Raw genomic sequence first — 17,604 nt, 5'->3', positions numbered from 1 at the left:
ATCGACGTATTGCTCTCAGCCTCTTCGGGCTCACTCCACACCCGCGAGCAATTGCGCCGCACAAAACAAGACGGCCCGCCCCACTCGGAGCGAGCCGTCTTTCTTGCTTAGTGATTCACTAAACCGTCTGCAACTCGTCTTCCTTCTCCGCCACCGGCCCATGCGTCTCCCGCGTCGGCGCTGCCACCGGCTCTGGAGCATCCCCAATCCGCTTCTCGTATTCGCAGACCACATCCGCTGCAGGTGCTACCACTGCTGCCTTCTTTGCCGCAGCAGACTTGGCAGCTTTCTTCGCCGCGCCCTTCTTCGGAGCAGCCGGCTCAGCCGCTTCTTTCTTCGGCAGGCTGTTCGGGCAAACCAGGTACACACCCGACTTCAGCGTCTTCTCCAGCAGATACGGGCTCTTGCACTTCGGGCACTTCTTCGCCACAGGTTTCAGATTCGAAGTGAAATCGCACTTGGGATAATTCGTGCATCCCCAGAAGACATTCCCCCGCCGCGCCTTGCGTTCGGCAATATCGCCCTCGCCGCACTTCGGGCATTTCATGCCTTCAATCAGGTTCTGCTTCACATACTTGCACTTCGGATATCCCGAGCACGAAACAAACTCCCCATAGGAGCCCTGTCGGATCACCAGTTCCTTGCCGCACAACGGACACATCTCGCCCGTCGGCTTCGGAGCATTCACCTTCTGCTGCTCCTTCTGGCTCAGCTTGCGAATCGTCTTGCACGGCGGGTCGTCATTGAATCGCGGACAAGCCATATACGGCCCGAATATCCCGCGCCGCAAAACCATCGTGCTTCCGCAGTTGTCGCAGTACTCCTCGTTCTGATCCGCTTCCTGCGCCTCCGGAGTATTCAGGTCCGGCTTCGCGGCAATATTCTCCTTCGTAAACGTGCAGCTATTCTTGTCCTTCTTGTTATAAGCACTGCACGCAAAAAACGTTCCGAACTTGCCCCACTTCAGCAGCAGCGGAGACCCACAGATTTCGCACTTCTCATCTGTCTTGATCTCCATCGCCTTGATCGATTCCATATTCTTCTCGGCGACCTTCAGCTCCTTCTCAAAGTAGCCATAGAAGCCCTTCAGCAGATCCGTCCACTTCTCCTTGCCCTCTTCGATATCGTCCAGCTCTTCCTCGAGCTTCGCCGTATATGCCGCATCGAAGATGTACGGAAAATTCTTCACCAGCAGATCGCAAACCACCATCCCGATCTCCGTCGGATAAAACCGCCCGGCAATCTTCGTCACATACTCGCGATCCTGAATCGTGTTGATGATCGACGCATACGTCGAAGGCCGTCCAATGCCCCGCTCTTCCAATACTTTGACCAGCGAGGCTTCGTTGTACCGCGGCGGAGGCTGCGTAAACTTCTGCCGCTCCTGCAGCTCATCCAGTTCCAGCCGTTTCACATTATCGAGATTCGGCAATCCCTGCTCACCGTCCTCGTCGTCCTTCTTATCCTCGACAATCTCGTACACCTTCAGGAAGCCATCAAAACGCAGCACACGCCCGCTCACCCTGAAGTCATACGTCTTCTTCGTCTTCGCTGACCGCGCCTCGATCTTCGCCGTCGTCACGTCGTACACCGCCGGCATCATCTGTGAAGCAACAAACCGCTGCCACACCAGCCTGTACAGCTTCAACTGCTCGTCCGTCAGATACCGTGCAATCGACTCTGGAGTCCGGGCCGCATCCGTCGGACGAATCGCTTCATGCGCATCTTGCGCATCGCTCTTGCCTTTGTAGACGTTCGGGCTCTCCGGCAGATACTTCGCACCCAGAGTCTTCGTAACCCACTCTCGCGCTCCGGCAATCGCTTCCGGCGAAACACGCGGCGAGTCTGTACGCATGTAGGTGATCAAACCCACCGTTCCCTCGTCGCCAATATCGATGCCCTCATACAGCCTCTGCGCCACGCCCATCGTGCGCCGAACATTAAATCCCAACTTGCTCGCCGCATCGCGCTGCAACTGGCTGGTGATAAACGGAGCCATCGGCTTGCGCCGCTGTTCCGTTTGCTGCACGCTCGTCAGCGTCCACTCCGCTGTCCCGAGCGCGTCCATCACTGCATCCATCGACTTCTTATCCGGCAGCGCGTTGGCTAGGAACTGCGGCTTGCCTTCCTTGTCCACGCCGTTTGCCACACGCGCCGGCTCACCATCGATCCCGACAAAGCTGGCCTTCAGCGTCTTTCCCGCCTGCTTTTCCGGATGCAGCACCGCATCCAGCGTCCAGTACTCCACTGGCTTGAACGCCCCAATCTCCCGCTCGCGCTCAACAATCATGCGCACCGCAACCGTCTGCACGCGTCCCGCCGACAGCCCACGCCGCACCTTATCCCACAGCAGCGGAGAAACCTGGTACCCCACCAGCCGGTCCAGCACGCGCCGTGTCTGTTGCGCATCCACTAAATCTTGATCAATATCCCGCGCATGCTGAAAAGCGTCCTGCACCGCCTTTTTTGTGATCTCGTTAAAGGTCACGCGGCGAATCTTCTTCCGCGCCGCGGCATTCGACCCAAGCTGCATCGCCAGGTGATACGCAATCGCTTCACCTTCGCGGTCCGGGTCAGGCGCCAGAAAAATACTGTCAGCCTTGGCCGCCGCCCGCTTCAGCTGGTCCACCAGCTTCTCCTTGCCCGGAGACACAATCAGCGTCGGCTCAAACGTCCGCTTCTTCAACTCCACGCCAATGTCGTTCTTGGGCAGGTCCATAATGTGACCAACTGAGGCCTGCACCTCGTAATCCTTGCCCAGATATTTCCCAATCGTCTTCGCCTTGGCGGGTGACTCGACGATCACCAGTGATTTACTCATTGCTTTCTCTTCAAACCCTTCAGCACCGGTCCTGCCGGCACTACCCTTCTTGCGAACCCTTACATACTCCAGCTCGGCCTAAACCTTCATCCAGCCCATCCACTTACTAGCCTTCGATGGACAATTGGACTACGAAGTTTCCAATCCGTTGCATACCGGTTTTCAAGCGTGACTTTTCGCGTGTGCTACGTCAACGGACTTTTCGAAGTCCTGTTCCATCAGCCCGGCGTGCGAAAAAATGCCTACAAAGACAGGACGCTAACACGGAACACGAACAAATTCCAATTCGCCCCTCTGGATTTCTCCTCAAATTCCTTACATGCAACGCACATAATTCTTCCCCGGCAGCGACCGGACCCTCCCCGCCAGCTCCAACTCAAACAGCGCCGTAAACACCTCAGCCGACGAGAGTTGGCCCTCCAGCATCTCCAGAATCTCGTCCATCTGCAACGCCGCGTCCTGCCTTAAAACCCCGAATACCGCCGCTTCCCTGCCTCGTAAACCAGCATCAGGCGCATCAGATGCCCCGGCCTGCGGTTTGGATTCAACCGCCCACCCCGCCTCCAGCTCCAGCCGCACCCCTGACGGCAGTACCTCCCACACATCCTCCCAGGTCGCCGTCAACTGCGCTCCCTGCTTGATTAAGGTATTCGGCGTCCACGAGTTCCGGCTCGTCACATTCCCCGGCACCGCAAATACATCCCGTCCCTGATCTGCAGCGCAACGCGCCGTCACTCGCGTCCCCGAATTCTCGCTCGCTTCCACCACTAGTACTCCCAAACTCAGCCCCGACAAAATCCGATTCCGTCGTGGAAAATTCTGCGGCGCCGGAAACGTCCCCAGCGGTAGCTCCGAAACAATTGCCCCACCCGTCGCCAAAATGTCTTCCGCCAGCCTCTTATTCTCTTTGGGATACACCACATCCGCACCAGTACCCCAAACCGCCACCGTAGGCTTCCGCGCCGCCAGAGCACCCTTGTGCGCCGCAGTATCTACACCACGAGCCATGCCGCTCACAATCAGCATCCCACGCGCTGCCAGGTCCCGCGACAGCATCTCCGCCACTCCCGTCCCATATGGCGAAGGATGCCGCGTCCCCACCACCGCAATCGACGGCCTCGCCAACAAAGACACATCCCCCCGCACCCACATCACCGGCGGCGGGTCATAAATCTCCTTCAGCCGCTCCGGATACTCCTCGCACCCATATGTCAGCAGATGAACACCAAGCTCCCGCGCACGCATCCACTCCTTCTGTGCCGCCGACCTCGCCTTCCCATCAAATACATATTGCGAAGCCCCTGCCGGGAACCGCAGCCCCTCAATCGCCGTTAGCGGCAGTTCAAAAATCTCACTCGGGCTGCGCAGCCCCCGCACCGCTTCCAGCACTCGCCGTGGTCCCAAACCCGGCGTCAGCACAAGCGCCAGCCACGCCAGACGATCCTCGTCCAGCTCCGTATGCGTCTCTATCGATTGCAATGATTGCGTCATGATTTGTCCTGGAAATCACAACGCCGAACCGGGAAAGCCCGCAAGCAGGCACAAAAGTATTCAATATTCGCAACTCAAAATCTTCTATCGGATTCCCGAAACTTAGCCCGTCCACCTTACGAAGTCAAGCCGCGCTTGCCCCCGCACATGCCATGGTGGAATCATTGCAGCCACAGTGGGAGGTTTTCCCATGAAACTTCGAATCGCGGTCTGGGCGGTTGTCGGCGCTTTTGTTGTGACCCTTTGGTCAGCTTACTTCATGGCCGTATATCCATCGCTGCACGGCCTTACCTTGACTCTTCTCTGCCTCACCTGCCCTATAGCCCTGATCCGTCATTATCCTATGAGCGTCTATGTCGTCCTGCTGACAAATGCCGCCACCTACGCCGCGGCAGGCGCACTGATCGAAACCATTTGGCGGCAATTCAAAAGCTCTCACCGGATTTCAAACTGACGCCTGGATGCCCTGATAAGACTCTTAGGGAGAAATGATCGGCAGATACTTATCACCAAAGCGTCTATGTCCTTCGGCTGCAGTGAAACGCTGTAAAACTTCTCCTGTCTCGCCGTTCACGCGATATACGTTGAAGTCACTCGAATATCTGCAATCGCCTGTGTTTCGGATGAGAACAGAAAGCAGAATCTCCTTTGAACCATTTAGCCAACGCCCGCCGATCACGTGGTACGGCTCGCAATATTCCGCTTCGTCCCAATTGTGCTTGAATTCCGGAGTGTTCAACTCTGGGTCGATTGGCAATTTCCGAACTAATTGCTCGAAATCCCTTCGAGCCGTTTCTTCGACTTTTGGAAATTCATGAAGGCCCGATCGATCCACGCCATATACCTGCATATGCCAGGGACCTAACTCTCCACTTTCGGACCACGTGACAAAAAACTTCGTCGAATCTGGCGCCCAACCAAGTTCTGCATCGTGCTTGGATTCGCTATTTATGTCGGTCTCGAAACTTCGTTTGTCGATGACAAGAGTCACGGTGGAACCAATCACCTTGACGATTTTTTGGTGATCAGGGGAATAAAAGGACAGGCGGCGGTTCGGATTGTCATCTAAAGCCGACCATGTGTTGAAGAGGGATACTGTCGCAGCCGACCAATCGCCTCTCGTGAGCGCATATCGTCGATCGGCCGTCTGTGAATTCTTTGCAGAGGCGGCTGCAGTAGACTTGGTCTTTCCAATTGGGCCTCCGCTCGTTCCCTGCGCATAACCCATAGGAGTTGAACGAAAGATAGAGATGGCAACCAACGTAAGCAATATGGGGGCACTTGCTATCGATCTTCGCATAAAGCTGTCGATGGTATCTTAAGCGGAATCAAGCACTGCCGTCACTGCCCGCGCCGCAACGCTCAGAAAACCACTTCGCGCGAAAGCGCGAACCACACTCACACTCCACACTCACCCCACTCCCACTTGTTACCCTGAGTAAGTGATCAGCTCCACCCCAGCAAGCCCCACCAGCCCACTCCGCATCGCCGCCATCAATTTCCTCAACCCCGCCCCCCTCATGTGGGACTTCAACCACGAACCCCACAAATCCCAGCTCGCCCAGCGCTATCAGCTAGAGCTCATGCTCCCCTCCGCCTGCGCCGACCGCCTCGCTCTGCCCATCTACACACCCGGCGCAGCCGATATCGGCCTCATTCCCATCGCTGCCCTCGCCACTACACCTGGCTTGCGGGTCATCCCTGGCTGCACCATCGCCTCGCGCCGCAAAGTCCGCTCCATTCTCCTCGTCCGTCGCGCCAATCAACTCTTCTCCCAAATCCGCACCGTAGCCGCAGATACGTCCTCCCGCTCCTCGCTCGCCTACACTCGTATCCTCTTCCGCAAATGGTGGAACCCCGGCGTAATCTTCCTGCCCAGCCCACCCGACCTGGACCGAATGCTCGAAAAAGCCGACGCCGCCATCCTCATCGGCGACCCCGCTCTCTACGCCCTTGAGGAACGCCAGAACCGCGAAGAACGCACCGGCGAATCCCTCATCTACCACGACGTCGCCGAAGAATGGATCACCCACACCGGCTCCACCTGGGTAGCCGCAGTCTGGGCCATCCGCGAAGAATCCATCGCCCGCTCCGGCCGCACCATCGAAGACATAGCCTCCGACTTCACAGCCTCCCGCGACCGCGGCCTCGCCAACATAGAAACCTTAGTCAAGGAATGGTCCGCCCGTCTGCCCCTCCCGGCAGCCACCATCCGAACCTATCTAACTGAAAATATCTATTACTATCTCGATGAAAACTGTCAGAAGGGCATCCAACGCTTCTTCGACTTAGCGGTAGAAACCGGCGTCTTACCCAGTTACGAACCAAAGTAGTAGCCAAATCAGGCCGATCAAATCCTTTTATGCGGGCTTTATGAAATCTCGGCTCACATACAAAAATGGATTACTCCCGCTTCGTCTATGAACCTAAGCTCGGCCCTCTCTTGATCGTCATACGCTTCCAGCATAACTGTCTTACCTATCACTTCAACGATCGCCTGTTGGTCTTCGAATGGCAGTTCATCCAACAACCCATGCGGAAGTTCTGTCAGCACGACGTTTTCATCCGGGAGTGGTCTTTTGTCATTGGAATTCATAAACACATGTGGGCCAAATATATCAATTCCGCTGAATTGCGCAAATAAAATTAAAGTTAGCGGATTTGTAATCCCGCGCGAAACATTGCAAAGCCAAAGATCTGCTTTTGCCTTTGTTCTTGCACTTGTCTTTCGGTCTGTCATCCCCGAAGGGGATCTGCTTTCCACTAAGGATGCTGGACTAAGCTACAAGTCCGTCCTCACAAATATCCAGTACGATGAGTCCATCTCGGGAGCATCTTTGATGGAAGAACCGAACGATATCAAGATCTTCGAACATGATCTAAAACAGCAGTCGATCCTCGACATCGTACAAGTACGTCCAGGCATGTATATCGGGGAGTCCACCTTGTCCGGATTGTGGTTTTACTTGCATGGCTTTCAAATGGCGGAGTGCTTGCACAAAGTCACGAGCCCATCTTCACTCCCAAGTGACTTCCCTGACTGGGTGGCCTATAGGCTCCGTCTCAGCAGCAACTGGAGCGGCTGCTGGCATCGCGTCATCCTGAGCTGCATTCCAAACGAAAAACAAGCGCTCAATCGGTTCTTCGAATTACGCGAAGAGCACCTCTGTCGTAAACCCAAGATCGTCGCCACAATCCCCAAGGTACGCATTGATCATCAGATCGGACACTACAGCAAGACTGGAGAACTTCTGTGGTCTACAGAGTTATTTCCTGCAGAACCAAGCAAAATTGCCGTGTACACCGATGACCCTGGTTTCTTCCTTACTCCCGACGAAAACGCCCCTCCTTGCAATTCATTTCACCCCGCACTGGATAGTGGATTTCCCCTCACGCCTCATGCCTCCAAATTCGAAATACTCGATCAGCCAACTTGGGAGCGTCTGCTCATAGAAAACAAGAAATACAAAAAGCGCCTCGCAAACACACGATCACGCATTCTGCGAAGAACGCAAGTACGAATAACCTGATCTCTGACCCCTGATCTCTGATCTCTTAAATCCCATCCCTGCGCTAACATCATCTCGGAGAGCCCACCATGCCCGACCTCAACCCCTACGCCCGCTTCCTCGACGGACGTCTTATCGACGAGATTCTCTCTTCCACCCCCGCCGAGCTTGAGTCGCTAGCCGAAGCCATAGGCCCTACCCGCATCGGCCTCGCCTCCGCCCCAGGCAAATGGACCCCAGCCGAAATCCTCTGTCATCTCGCCGACTGCGAAGTAGCCTTCGGCTTCCGTCTCCGCCAGACCCTCGCTGAAGACAACCACACCATCCAGCCCTTCGACCAGGATCGCTGGGCCTCTCTCTATCCCACCATCACCGCACAACAGGCCCTTGCCGCCTTCACCGCCCTCCGCGAGTGGAACCTCATCCTCATCCGCAATGCCCCACCCTCGGCCGCGCACAAACCAGCCACCCATCCCGAACGCGGAACCATGACCTTCCAGACCATCGTAGAAACCATGGCCGGCCACGATCTAAATCACATCCATCAACTCAAAAAGCTGGCCGAAGCCTGATAGTCAAACTTCGGCCAGCTTTTGTATTTGCCTTTCTGCCTGTCATCCTGAGCGCCTATTCACCAGGTTTGTCATCCTGAGCGCCTCGGGGTCCCCGGCGAGCGCGCCTTTCGCTCGTTGGGGTGAAAGCGAAGGATCTGCTTTTGCCTCGCAATTGCTTTTTGTCTCTCATCCCCGAAGGGGATCTGCTTCTGTCTTTGCTTTTGCCTTTCACACCCCACACTCACACTCCACACGAGCCTCACCGAAACAGATTCGTCTTCGCCAGATCGATCACCTCATCCCCACGCCCATTCATCACCGCCTTCATGATGTAGAGCCCAAACCCCGTCGCCTGTTTGAACTCAATCGTAGGCGGCATCGACAACTCCTGCCGGTTCACCACCACATCCAATAACGCTGGCCCGTCATACGCAAAAGCCTGCCGCAGCGCACCCTCTAAATCCTCCGGCTTCTCCACCCGCAGCCCCAAAAATCCACAGGCAGTAGCAATCTCTGCAAACGAAGGATTGTCCAGCGCAGTCCCAAAATCCAGAAATCCCGCCGCCTTCATCTCCAGCTCCACAAACCCAAGCGTCCCGTTGTTGAAGACGACAATCTTCACCGGCAGCTTCATCTGCCGCAGCGTCAGCAGATCGCCCATCAGCATCGCCAATCCGCCATCCCCGGCCAGCGCTACCACCTGCCGCCCCGCATACGCCGCCTGCGCTCCAATCGCCTGCGGCAACGCAGACGCCATCGTTCCATGTACAAACGACCCCAGCAGACGCCGCTTTCCATTCATGCGCAGATATCGTGAGGCCCACACCGTAGGCAGCCCCACATCGCAAGTGAAAACTGCATCCTCCGCCGCCAGCTCATTCACCAGCTTCGCCACATACTGCGGATGAATCGGCGTCTTCCCCGGCTCACCCACCGCCAACTCATCGAGTCCTGTCCGCGCCTTCTTGTAGTGGTTCACTGAAGTCTTCAGATGATCTGAATCCCGCTTCTTCTTGAGCAGGGGCATGAGCGCCGCAATCGTGTCCTTCACCGTCCCAATCAGCCCAAGATCCACATGCGTGCGCCGTCCAATCTGCTCCGCCCGCACATCCACTTGCAGAATCTTCGCCTTCTCCGGGAAGAACTGCGTATACGGAAAATCCGTACCCAGCATCAGCAGCGCATCGCAGTTCATCATCGCGTAATACCCCGAGCTGAACCCCAACAGCCCCGTCATACCCACATCATTCGGATTGTCATACTCAATAAATTCCTTCCCGCGCAGCGCATGCACCACCGGAGCCTTCAGCAGCTCCGCAATCGCCATCACTTCCTTATGTGCACCCGCACATCCCGCCCCACCCAGAATCGTCACCTTCCCCGCGCCGTTCAGTATCTTCGCCGCAGCCTCCAGATCAGCCTGCCCTGGATGAAACACCGAAGCCGGATCGCACAGCTTCAACACACTCGCCGCCGCGGCGCAATTCCCCAGAAACACATCCCCGGGCACCACTACCACCGCCACGCCGCGCTTCGCCACCGCCGTGCGCATCGCAATCCCCAATATCCGCGGCAAATTCTCCGGATCGCTCACCAGCTCGCAGTAATAGCTGCAGTCCTTGAACAGCATCTCCGGATGCGTCTCCTGAAAATATCCCGTCCCAAGTTCCGCACTCGGTATCTGCGCCGCAATCGCCAGCACCGGAACCCTGCTCCGATGGCAGTCATACAGCCCATTGATCAGGTGCAGATTCCCCGGTCCGCAGCTTCCCGCGCATACCGTTAAATCACCCGTCAGATGCGCCTCCGCACCCGCCGCAAAAGCCGCCACTTCCTCATGCCTCACATGCACCCACTTAAGCTCCGGGTGCTGCCGTATCGCATCCGTGATCCCATTCAGCGAATCACCCGGCAACCCATACACCCGCTTCACCCCTGACACCGCCAGCGTCTCCACCATCACCTCTGCCGCACTCTTAGCCATTCCTGCCTCCACGCACTGCCTTCGATGCAGCGCCGCGCTCAAACGTCTCTTACTCCATCCCTTTTGACCCTTGTTTCATCAGCCCATAGTTTTTTTCATGCAAGCGGCTTGCCATTGCCCGTTCCCCCAGAGTGCGACTCGTCTACCCTCGTATCGCCACTCTTCGGGAACATTTTCGCGCTCGTTGTTGTCGAAACTCTCAGCATCAGCCCGCGCCACAGGAGGCAGCATGCGCTCGATCCCTGTCCTGGCCACTTTGGCCTGCACCATTAGCCTTGGCCTTTTCTCAAGCCTTCTCCCAGCTCAATCCACCAAGACCAGTCCAAAATCTGCTCCCGCAACAGACAAATCCCCTGCCACTCCAACAACTCCCCACGAACTTCCCGTTCGCCAGGTCATCCTCTACAAAAACGGAGTAGGCTACTTCGAACACACCGGCCAGGTCAATGGCAACCAGCGCATCACCGTCGACTTCACCACCTCGCAGCTCAATGATGTCCTGCAGTCTCTCACCGTCCTCGATGACAACGGAGGGCGCATCGGCGGCATCAACTACGACTCCACCACTCCGCTAGCCCAGCAGCTTCAATCCATCTCGCTCAACATGACCGACGACCCCACTTCTACCCAGCTCTTTCAGGCTTTGCGCGGCCAGCGCGTCGAAGTCACAGGAGCATCCGGAGGACCTATAACCGGCCGCCTCATGTCCATCGAGAGCCGCACTGGCGCCGACTCCAATAGCGACACATCAAGGCCCGCACAGACCCGCTTCTATCTCACCGTAGTCGGCAACACCGGCGCAGTTCGCGTTATCGAGCTAACTCCCACCCTCAGCGTCCGCCCGCTCGATCCATCTCTTCAGGGCGAGCTCGACCGCTACCTCGCCCTCCTCAGTTCCAACCACTCCACCGGCCTGCGCCATCTCACCCTCGACGCCATCGGTCAGGGCAACCGACAACTACGCGTCAGCTACATCAGCGAAATCCCCGTCTGGAAATCCACCTACCGCATCGTCTTTCCAGACAACGCCGACAAAGCCATCCTTCAGGGTTGGGCAGTCGTCGATAACACCATCGGCTCCGACTGGGACAACGTCCAGCTCTCGCTCGTCGCAGGCGCTCCGCAAAGCTTCATTCAGCCGCTCTCTGACCCGCTCTATCTCCGCCGCCCCGAAGTTCCCATCTCCACCGTAGCCATGTCCACCCCGCAGACACACCAAGCGGCAGAAGAATCCGGTCCGGGAGTTCTCCGAGGCACCGTGACAGACACCTCTGGAGCCGTCATTCCCGGAGCAATCGTCACCGCCACCTCGCCCGCCACCGGAGCGAACGCGGTAGCTCAAACTTCCAGCAACGGCCAGTTCACCTTTGCATCCCTGGCTCCCGGCTTCTACAACCTCACCATTAACGCAAATGGTTTTCAGACCTCCATTCGCCGCAACATTCTCGTAGGCGCAACAAACTCTCCTACCGTGAATGCCGCCCTCACCGTTGGATCAGCATCCGAAACCGTAGAAGTCACCGCCGACTCAATCGCCAGTTTGCAAATGGCCGCTCCGGCACGAGCCACCCACGGCTACGGCGTTGCGGCCATGCAAGGCATGGGCAGCGGCGCAGGGGGAGGCATCATCGGCAGTGTCTTCGGCAACGGCGTCGCTCGTCCCACCGATATCAACACCAACGTCTCCACCAACAATTTCGACGACTTCTTCGAGTACAAACTCGCCCAGCCCGTCACCATCCACAAAAACGAGTCCGCCATGGTCCCCATTCTTCAGCAGACTCTCCCTGTCGAACGTGTCACCCTCTGGAGCGAATCCGAAGCGCACCCTCTTCGCGCTCTCTGGCTCGAAAACACCTCTCAGCTCACCTTCGACAGCGGCAACTTCTCCGTCTTCGAGTCTGGTGCCTTCGCTGGCGAAGGCCTGCTCGACCCCATCCATCCTGGCGAAAAACGCCTGCTCTCCTACGCCGCCGATCAAGCCACCCGTATCCGGAAAGAACCTCAGGAGGGCAAGCGCGAAATCCGCGCCGTCACAATCACCGCGCAGGGCCTCGTCCAAAAACGCTACGGCGTTGAGGAACGCACCACCTACCAGGCCTCCAACTCATCCGCCGACTCCCGCACCGTCGTCATCGAAGTCCCGCGCCGCGAAGACCGCAAACTCTCACCCGAAAGCAAGCCAACTGAAACCGCGGCCAACCTCTACCGCTTCAAGGTATCCGTTCCCGCTCATCAATCATCCTCCGTCCTCGTGGCCGAGGAAGGTCCCGCCTATGACACATGGCGCATAGAGGCCGACGGCGATCAGACCGCCGCGCTTGAATATCTCGGTAAAGAAGTCCCGGCAATCGCCCCTAAGATCCAGCCCATCCTCGATGCCCAGCGCAGCATCGTGTCCATCAGACAGCAGATCCATGATCTCAACGACCGCATGACAGCCCTCTCCGGTGACGAAACCCGAGCCCGCGAAAACCTCACCGCCCTCAAAGGCAACGACGCCGGCAAACGCTTCGTCGACGAGCTCAACCAGTCCGAAGACAATCTCCAGTCCACCCGCAAACAGATCGCCGACCTCACTGAAAAGCAAAAAGCCGCTGTCGACTCCCTTCGTCAGACCCTCTTAACCTTCACCCTCGACTGGTCCCAGCCTCAGAGTTAGCATGCCCATCGAGACTCCGCCAACCAGAGGCGAGAGAACTCAAATCGTGCCGTCTGCCCACGCAGACGGCGCTGAACCAGTTGTGTCAGATCCCAATCACAAATTACTCAAATCATCCGCAACCGCATCTCAAACCAGCCACGCCACTTGCAACAAATCCGCTTGACAGGCCTTTTCCACCGATCTCAGCCGCACTGCTCCACAAAATGTTCCACGTGGAGCAATCCGGAGAACACCACCACCCACCACTCAAAATTGCTCCACGTGGAGCAATTCCATAAACCCGTTCCTCACCCCCTGCCGTAAACTAGGGTTTCGGAGGACGACAGGGACATGAAAAAGATCGGCGTTTTATTCGGCATGGAAAACAGCTTTCCCGGCGCACTCGTGGAGCGCATCAACTCCCTCCACATCGACGGCATCACTGCCGAATTTCTGCGCACCGACGCCGTCCACCTCGACAAACCATCGCCTTACTCCGTCATCATCGACCGCATCTCGCACGATATCCCCTTCTATCGCGCCTATCTCAAGCACGCCGCATTAAACGGCACCGTCATCATCAACAACCCGTTCTGGTGGTCTGCCGACGATAAGTTCTTTAATTACTCTCTCGCCGCCAAGCTAGGTGTAGCCGTACCACCAACGGTGATTCTGCCGCACAAAAGCTATCCCGAAGGCACGAATGAGCGTTCCATGCGGAACCTGGAATATCCGCTGAACTGGGATGCAGTGTTTGAGTATGTAGGCGAACATGGATTCATGAAACCTGTGGATGGTGGCGGATGGCGGGATGTTTTCCACATTCATAATCGCGAAGAGTTTTTCAGGGCTTATGACCAGACGCGCGATCTTTGCATGATGTATCAGAAGGCAGTCAACTTTTCTGAGTACTTCCGTTGCTATGTTGTTGGGCAGAAGAAAGTGCATATCATGCCCTACGATCCGCGAAATCCGCATCACGAACGGTATGTCAAGAATCCACCGAAGTATGACCGCAAGCTGCTCAAGCGCGTTGAAGAGGATGCGCTCAAGCTGTGCCAGGCGCTTGGGTACGATCTGAACACTGTGGAGTTTGCGGTTGAGGATGGGATTCCATATGCGATCGATTTCATGAATCCTGCGCCGGATGCGGATATTCATTCAGTCGGCGAGAAGAACTTTGAGTGGATTGTGAAGGAGATGGCCGATCTGGCTATCGCGAAAGCGAAGAAGGCGCCTGCGACTCCGGAATTGAAATGGTCTTCGTTCCTGAATCCCACGCCGAAGAAGATTGCGAAGGCAGTAAAAGCAGCCAAGCCAAAGGCTGCGGCCAGGAAGAAAGAGCAAGCAACTCCTCCTGAGCCCGTTTCAACGCCCGCAAAGGAATGAGGGCATGGTTAATATGCCTAAGTTGCAATATATTCTGCTCGGATTGGCCGCAGCTCTGACGCTTGCAATGGTCTTCGCTAAGAGCCACACATTTGTTGTTCTTGAGATTGCGGTGATGAGTGTTTCAGTTCTGTCATTACTATTACTCATTCCTCACTGGAAGGCACAGGAAGCTATTCGATCAGCGTGGGCTAGTATCGTGTTTGCAGCTGGCGCAATCATCCCGTACAAGTTGCAACACCCTGTAGTTCTTATTCTTGTTCCGGGGGCGGCGTCCGCAATATTCGCCATTTTTGCTGTCAGGGAATTCCGGCGTGCGACCCAGGCCCAACGCGCGGGTGACGCGACGGCCGAGCGGGGCTGAACCACTGATGAGCCGACTCCGGCGTGCGCGGCATATCTGGCGAAGGTTACGCCGCATTCTGGGCAGGTGGTCCAGGCATCGGCCTCACTACTTCCGTATCCACCGACGCAGCTGTGCCCCATTCATCGCAGCTTTATCGCGATGAATGGGGCACAGCCAGGTCTTTGTGACTTCATGAGACGGGCGTAGAAGTTATGCCTGGGTCACCTGCCCACCTGAAAAAAGTTCACCGAAACTCAGAAAATCGTCCTGAATAGCTAATTTTCCACTCTCGCGTACTCCAGCGTGTCAGTCAAATCCGGGTATTCTCCGACTATGTAGGCTGGGAACCACTTTGCAAAATCCTGTACCGTATTGAAAACCAGCACCCCTTCGTTTGGATCGAAGAACTGGCTCGTTCCGCCGATTTGACGGTAGCCCAGTGCATGTCCGCCATTGCCTTTGATTGAGATCAGAACATGGCCGCCAAAGGTACATGCAAGCGCAAGGTCCTTTAGCCGTCCTTTCTTGGTCGAGAAAAACTTCTTGTTCAGGTTCGCGGAGTTCTCGATGCTCATCCCCATGTTCTGAACATAGCCTTCTTTGTTGGCAGTTTGACCCGTCCCTTTTTGAAAGACATAGCGCATATACGCCGTCTGCGCCAAAGACAGGGCCAGACCGCTCTTCAACTGCGACTTATCGGTGACTCCACCCGGCTGTTGCTGACTCTTCTGCAGCCAGTCCACCACCATAGCCATGCAGACGCCATTTCGGTTTTTGACTAATTTGCCTTGCTGGCGAGAGAGTTTCTCGGTGTTCTGCAAATCAGTGGTGTCAATGAGCAGCGCAGGTGTAATACCTGCATATGTGATCGGCATGCTGTTTTCCTCTCTTCCACATCTGGATCTCGGCCCCGGTCGTCCAGCCTGTGATGTTCAACCCGCGAACTCATATCCTGCGCAAATTCGCGGTTGATTTCCAATAACTCACTCACGAGCACAGTGAAATCAAAGACGCTGTCATCGATCCGCCATGAAGACCCGCCATGAACAGAACTGTCCCCGCGTTTACGCAATGATGAATCGCAGTCGCATCATAGCAGCATCACGAGCCCAAGACCGCTCCCATAAATGAAAAATTGATTACCTTACTCTTGCGCAGGAGTGGATCAAGCGGCGGGAGCCCAGGCCTCGCTTTTTGAACCTGGATTGCGACGCTCGATACCCAACCGCTCATCTGGTATCAACACAACAAGCCAGCAATAATTGCAGGACGCTTTACTTCAGATAAAATGTAAAGAAGGAGATCAGTAGCGTGGAAGCCACCTTGAGCAGCAAAAACCAGGCCACCATTCCTAAGTCCGTAAGGCAATATCTCAACCTGAAACCAGGCGATCGATTCAAATTCTTTCTTCAGCCGGATGGAGCTGTGGTCATTCTTCCTAAGATTCGGACATCGAAACTGAAAGGCAGCTTGTCTAAACTAGACCAGCCCATCTCCGTTGAAGAAATGAACATGGCTGTCGAAGCCGGCGCAACCCAACGTCACCGCCGATGATTGGCATCGACACCAACGTCATCCTCCGTTATCTGCTCCAGGACGACCCTGACCAGGCGCGCAAAGCCAACAGGATTGTCGACCGGCAACTGAGTGAACAAGCCCCCGGCTTCATCAATCTGGTTACCGTGCTGGAGATTGTCTGGGTACTTCGCAGCCTCCTGAAGCAGAGTCCATCCCAGATCGCCCAACATCTCGAAAATCTCCTTGCCGCCGATGTGTTCCAGGTTCAGAACGAACAACAGGTATTCGAAGCCGCGTTCGCGCTCAAGCGTAATACCGGAGAATTTGAAGATGCCTTAATCGGAGCGCTCAATGCCTGGGCGGGTTGCTCCCATACTTTGACGTTCGATCGAAAAGCAACGCGGCTGCCGAACTTCCAGTTCATCGCCTGACCGGCTACTCACTCGGCCTTATCTTTCCTTCAGTGGTTACCTCCAATCTCTTGGCGCCCATCCTTTCGCGCAGTTTGCCGAAAGGGTGGGAACGCAAAAGTCCGCAACGTATACAACATTCGTGAGCAGCACAAACCTCCGAAACCTGATCCCTGTTTGCACCGAATTACCCCCAATAGGCGCAAAATCGAATCAGGCGGCATCCATACCGCTCCCGGAAGGCCAGATAACACCGTAAAAGATGTATCCAAATACACCCCCAAAACACAGTAAAACGCGCCATACGCGCACCGGCTACTCGTCCATAATCAATGAACAATGAATAAGATAAACCCGCATTTTCGGTGAAAAAGCACGACCCCCCACTCATGGCGCACGTAGCATGCCAAATCAACTTAGTGCCGGTTCAAACCGCCGCGCTATCATCCCACTGGACACAGATTTCGCAATGAACCGACTTCATCCTTTCCAGGCCATTCCAAGATTCGCTGTCATCCTCGCCATCGCTCTCACATCCATCGCAGCTTCCCATGCGCAGTCGCTACCCACCGCCGAAGCACTCAGCAAGCAGATCCACGATCAGGGAGCCAAAGCCGTAGTCGATCAGCTCTGGCCCGACGACGCCCAATGGTCCCAGCTTCTCCGCAAAGTCCGCACCGGCGATCCGGCCTGGCTACAGGTCGCCGTCGACATCAGCCCCGGCATGAGCTCCGGCGCATTGCAGACCCTGCTCATCGCCGTCAGCCAGTCCATCCAGAAGAAGCCTGAGCCGTTCCTTGAGATCGCCTACCTGTGATCTTTCAGGAGGTTGTCCATTCGATTTGGACCGGAGAAGCTGGTTGTGACGAGCAACTAGGAATCTTCGGAGGATCGAATGGACATTCATAAGAATGCCCGACTGAGCTATCGCAGTCGAG

Annotated in this window: 16 protein-coding genes; 10 read left to right on the top strand and 6 right to left on the bottom strand. The window is 56.1% G+C overall.

The annotated features are described in order from the left end of the window. Positions 1 to 118: 118 nt before the first annotated feature. On the bottom strand, positions 119 to 2,821 hold the full coding sequence (topA, locus tag OHL22_RS18280; protein ID WP_263340591.1) for a type I DNA topoisomerase: 2,703 nt from the start codon (positions 2,819 to 2,821) through the stop codon (positions 119 to 121). Between the two features lie 315 nt (positions 2,822 to 3,136). Further along, positions 3,137 to 4,312: a DNA-processing protein DprA gene (dprA, locus tag OHL22_RS18275; RefSeq protein WP_263340586.1), complete on the bottom strand. Its 1,176-nt coding sequence runs from the start codon at positions 4,310 to 4,312 to the stop codon at positions 3,137 to 3,139. 190 nt (positions 4,313 to 4,502) lie between these two features. Between dprA and OHL22_RS18270 the strand changes: the two genes are divergently transcribed. Next, entirely contained in the window at positions 4,503 to 4,766 is a 264-nt protein-coding gene (locus OHL22_RS18270) for a hypothetical protein (RefSeq protein WP_263340584.1), read from the top strand. Positions 4,767 to 4,790: 24 nt separating this feature from the next. Here the strand turns inward: OHL22_RS18270 and OHL22_RS18265 are convergent, their stop codons facing one another. Then, entirely contained in the window at positions 4,791 to 5,540 is a 750-nt protein-coding gene (locus tag OHL22_RS18265; RefSeq protein ID WP_263340582.1) for a hypothetical protein, read from the bottom strand. Positions 5,541 to 5,754: 214 nt separating this feature from the next. On the opposite strand from OHL22_RS18265, the gene OHL22_RS18260 reads away from it, so the two are divergent. Beyond that, a complete protein-coding gene (locus OHL22_RS18260; protein ID WP_263340579.1) occupies positions 5,755 to 6,645 on the top strand; it encodes a menaquinone biosynthetic enzyme MqnA/MqnD family protein in 891 nt (296 codons plus the stop codon). Between the two features lie 53 nt (positions 6,646 to 6,698). Here the strand turns inward: OHL22_RS18260 and OHL22_RS18255 are convergent, their stop codons facing one another. Then, the gene (locus OHL22_RS18255; RefSeq protein ID WP_263340578.1) at positions 6,699 to 7,052 is read right to left on the bottom strand and encodes a hypothetical protein; all 354 of its coding nucleotides are present in this window, start codon (positions 7,050 to 7,052) and stop codon (positions 6,699 to 6,701) included. Between the two features lie 100 nt (positions 7,053 to 7,152). Between OHL22_RS18255 and OHL22_RS18250 the strand changes: the two genes are divergently transcribed. Further along, positions 7,153 to 7,842 carry a hypothetical protein gene (locus OHL22_RS18250; protein WP_263340576.1) on the top strand — a complete coding sequence of 230 codons (690 nt, stop codon included), beginning with the start codon at positions 7,153 to 7,155 and terminating at the stop codon, positions 7,840 to 7,842. Between the two features lie 68 nt (positions 7,843 to 7,910). After that, positions 7,911 to 8,393 carry a DinB family protein gene (locus OHL22_RS18245; protein WP_263340574.1) on the top strand — a complete coding sequence of 161 codons (483 nt, stop codon included), beginning with the start codon at positions 7,911 to 7,913 and terminating at the stop codon, positions 8,391 to 8,393. Positions 8,394 to 8,634: 241 nt separating this feature from the next. Here OHL22_RS18245 and poxB read toward each other — a convergent pair whose 3' ends face one another. Beyond that, positions 8,635 to 10,359 carry a ubiquinone-dependent pyruvate dehydrogenase gene (poxB, locus tag OHL22_RS18240; RefSeq protein ID WP_263340572.1) on the bottom strand — a complete coding sequence of 575 codons (1,725 nt, stop codon included), beginning with the start codon at positions 10,357 to 10,359 and terminating at the stop codon, positions 8,635 to 8,637. A gap of 229 nt (positions 10,360 to 10,588) precedes the next feature. Here poxB and OHL22_RS18235 point away from each other — a divergent pair, with 229 nt between their 5' ends. The 3 genes from OHL22_RS18235 (at position 10,589) to OHL22_RS18225 (ending at position 14,756) form a co-directional block, all read left to right on the top strand. Next, on the top strand, positions 10,589 to 13,021 hold the full coding sequence (locus OHL22_RS18235) for a carboxypeptidase regulatory-like domain-containing protein (RefSeq protein WP_263340570.1): 2,433 nt from the start codon (positions 10,589 to 10,591) through the stop codon (positions 13,019 to 13,021). 333 nt (positions 13,022 to 13,354) lie between these two features. Next, positions 13,355 to 14,392 carry an ATP-grasp domain-containing protein gene (locus OHL22_RS18230; protein WP_263340568.1) on the top strand — a complete coding sequence of 346 codons (1,038 nt, stop codon included), beginning with the start codon at positions 13,355 to 13,357 and terminating at the stop codon, positions 14,390 to 14,392. Positions 14,393 to 14,405: 13 nt separating this feature from the next. Further along, positions 14,406 to 14,756, top strand: a complete 351-nt coding sequence (locus OHL22_RS18225; protein ID WP_263340566.1) for a hypothetical protein — start codon at positions 14,406 to 14,408, stop codon at positions 14,754 to 14,756. A 257-nt stretch (positions 14,757 to 15,013) separates the two neighbouring features. Here the strand turns inward: OHL22_RS18225 and OHL22_RS18220 are convergent, their stop codons facing one another. Beyond that, positions 15,014 to 15,613 (bottom strand): YopT-type cysteine protease domain-containing protein, encoded by a 600-nt coding sequence (locus tag OHL22_RS18220; protein ID WP_263340563.1) that lies wholly within the window; start codon positions 15,611 to 15,613, stop codon positions 15,014 to 15,016. 436 nt (positions 15,614 to 16,049) lie between these two features. Here OHL22_RS18220 and OHL22_RS18215 point away from each other — a divergent pair, with 436 nt between their 5' ends. The 3 genes from OHL22_RS18215 (at position 16,050) to OHL22_RS18205 (ending at position 17,483) form a co-directional block, all read left to right on the top strand. Beyond that, positions 16,050 to 16,292 (top strand): AbrB/MazE/SpoVT family DNA-binding domain-containing protein, encoded by a 243-nt coding sequence (locus OHL22_RS18215; RefSeq protein WP_263340561.1) that lies wholly within the window; start codon positions 16,050 to 16,052, stop codon positions 16,290 to 16,292. After that, positions 16,289 to 16,687 (top strand): PIN domain-containing protein, encoded by a 399-nt coding sequence (locus OHL22_RS18210; RefSeq protein WP_263340559.1) that lies wholly within the window; start codon positions 16,289 to 16,291, stop codon positions 16,685 to 16,687. The genes OHL22_RS18215 and OHL22_RS18210 overlap by 4 nt, the downstream gene beginning before the upstream one ends. Positions 16,688 to 17,135: 448 nt before the next feature. Continuing rightward, on the top strand, positions 17,136 to 17,483 hold the full coding sequence (locus OHL22_RS18205; RefSeq protein ID WP_263340556.1) for a hypothetical protein: 348 nt from the start codon (positions 17,136 to 17,138) through the stop codon (positions 17,481 to 17,483). The last annotated feature ends 121 nt before the right edge of the window (positions 17,484 to 17,604 follow it).

It is taken from the genome of Acidicapsa dinghuensis (assembly GCF_025685685.1).
Classification (GTDB): domain Bacteria; phylum Acidobacteriota; class Terriglobia; order Terriglobales; family Acidobacteriaceae; genus Acidicapsa; species Acidicapsa dinghuensis.
This window is presented reverse-complemented; position numbering and strand designations above follow the sequence as displayed.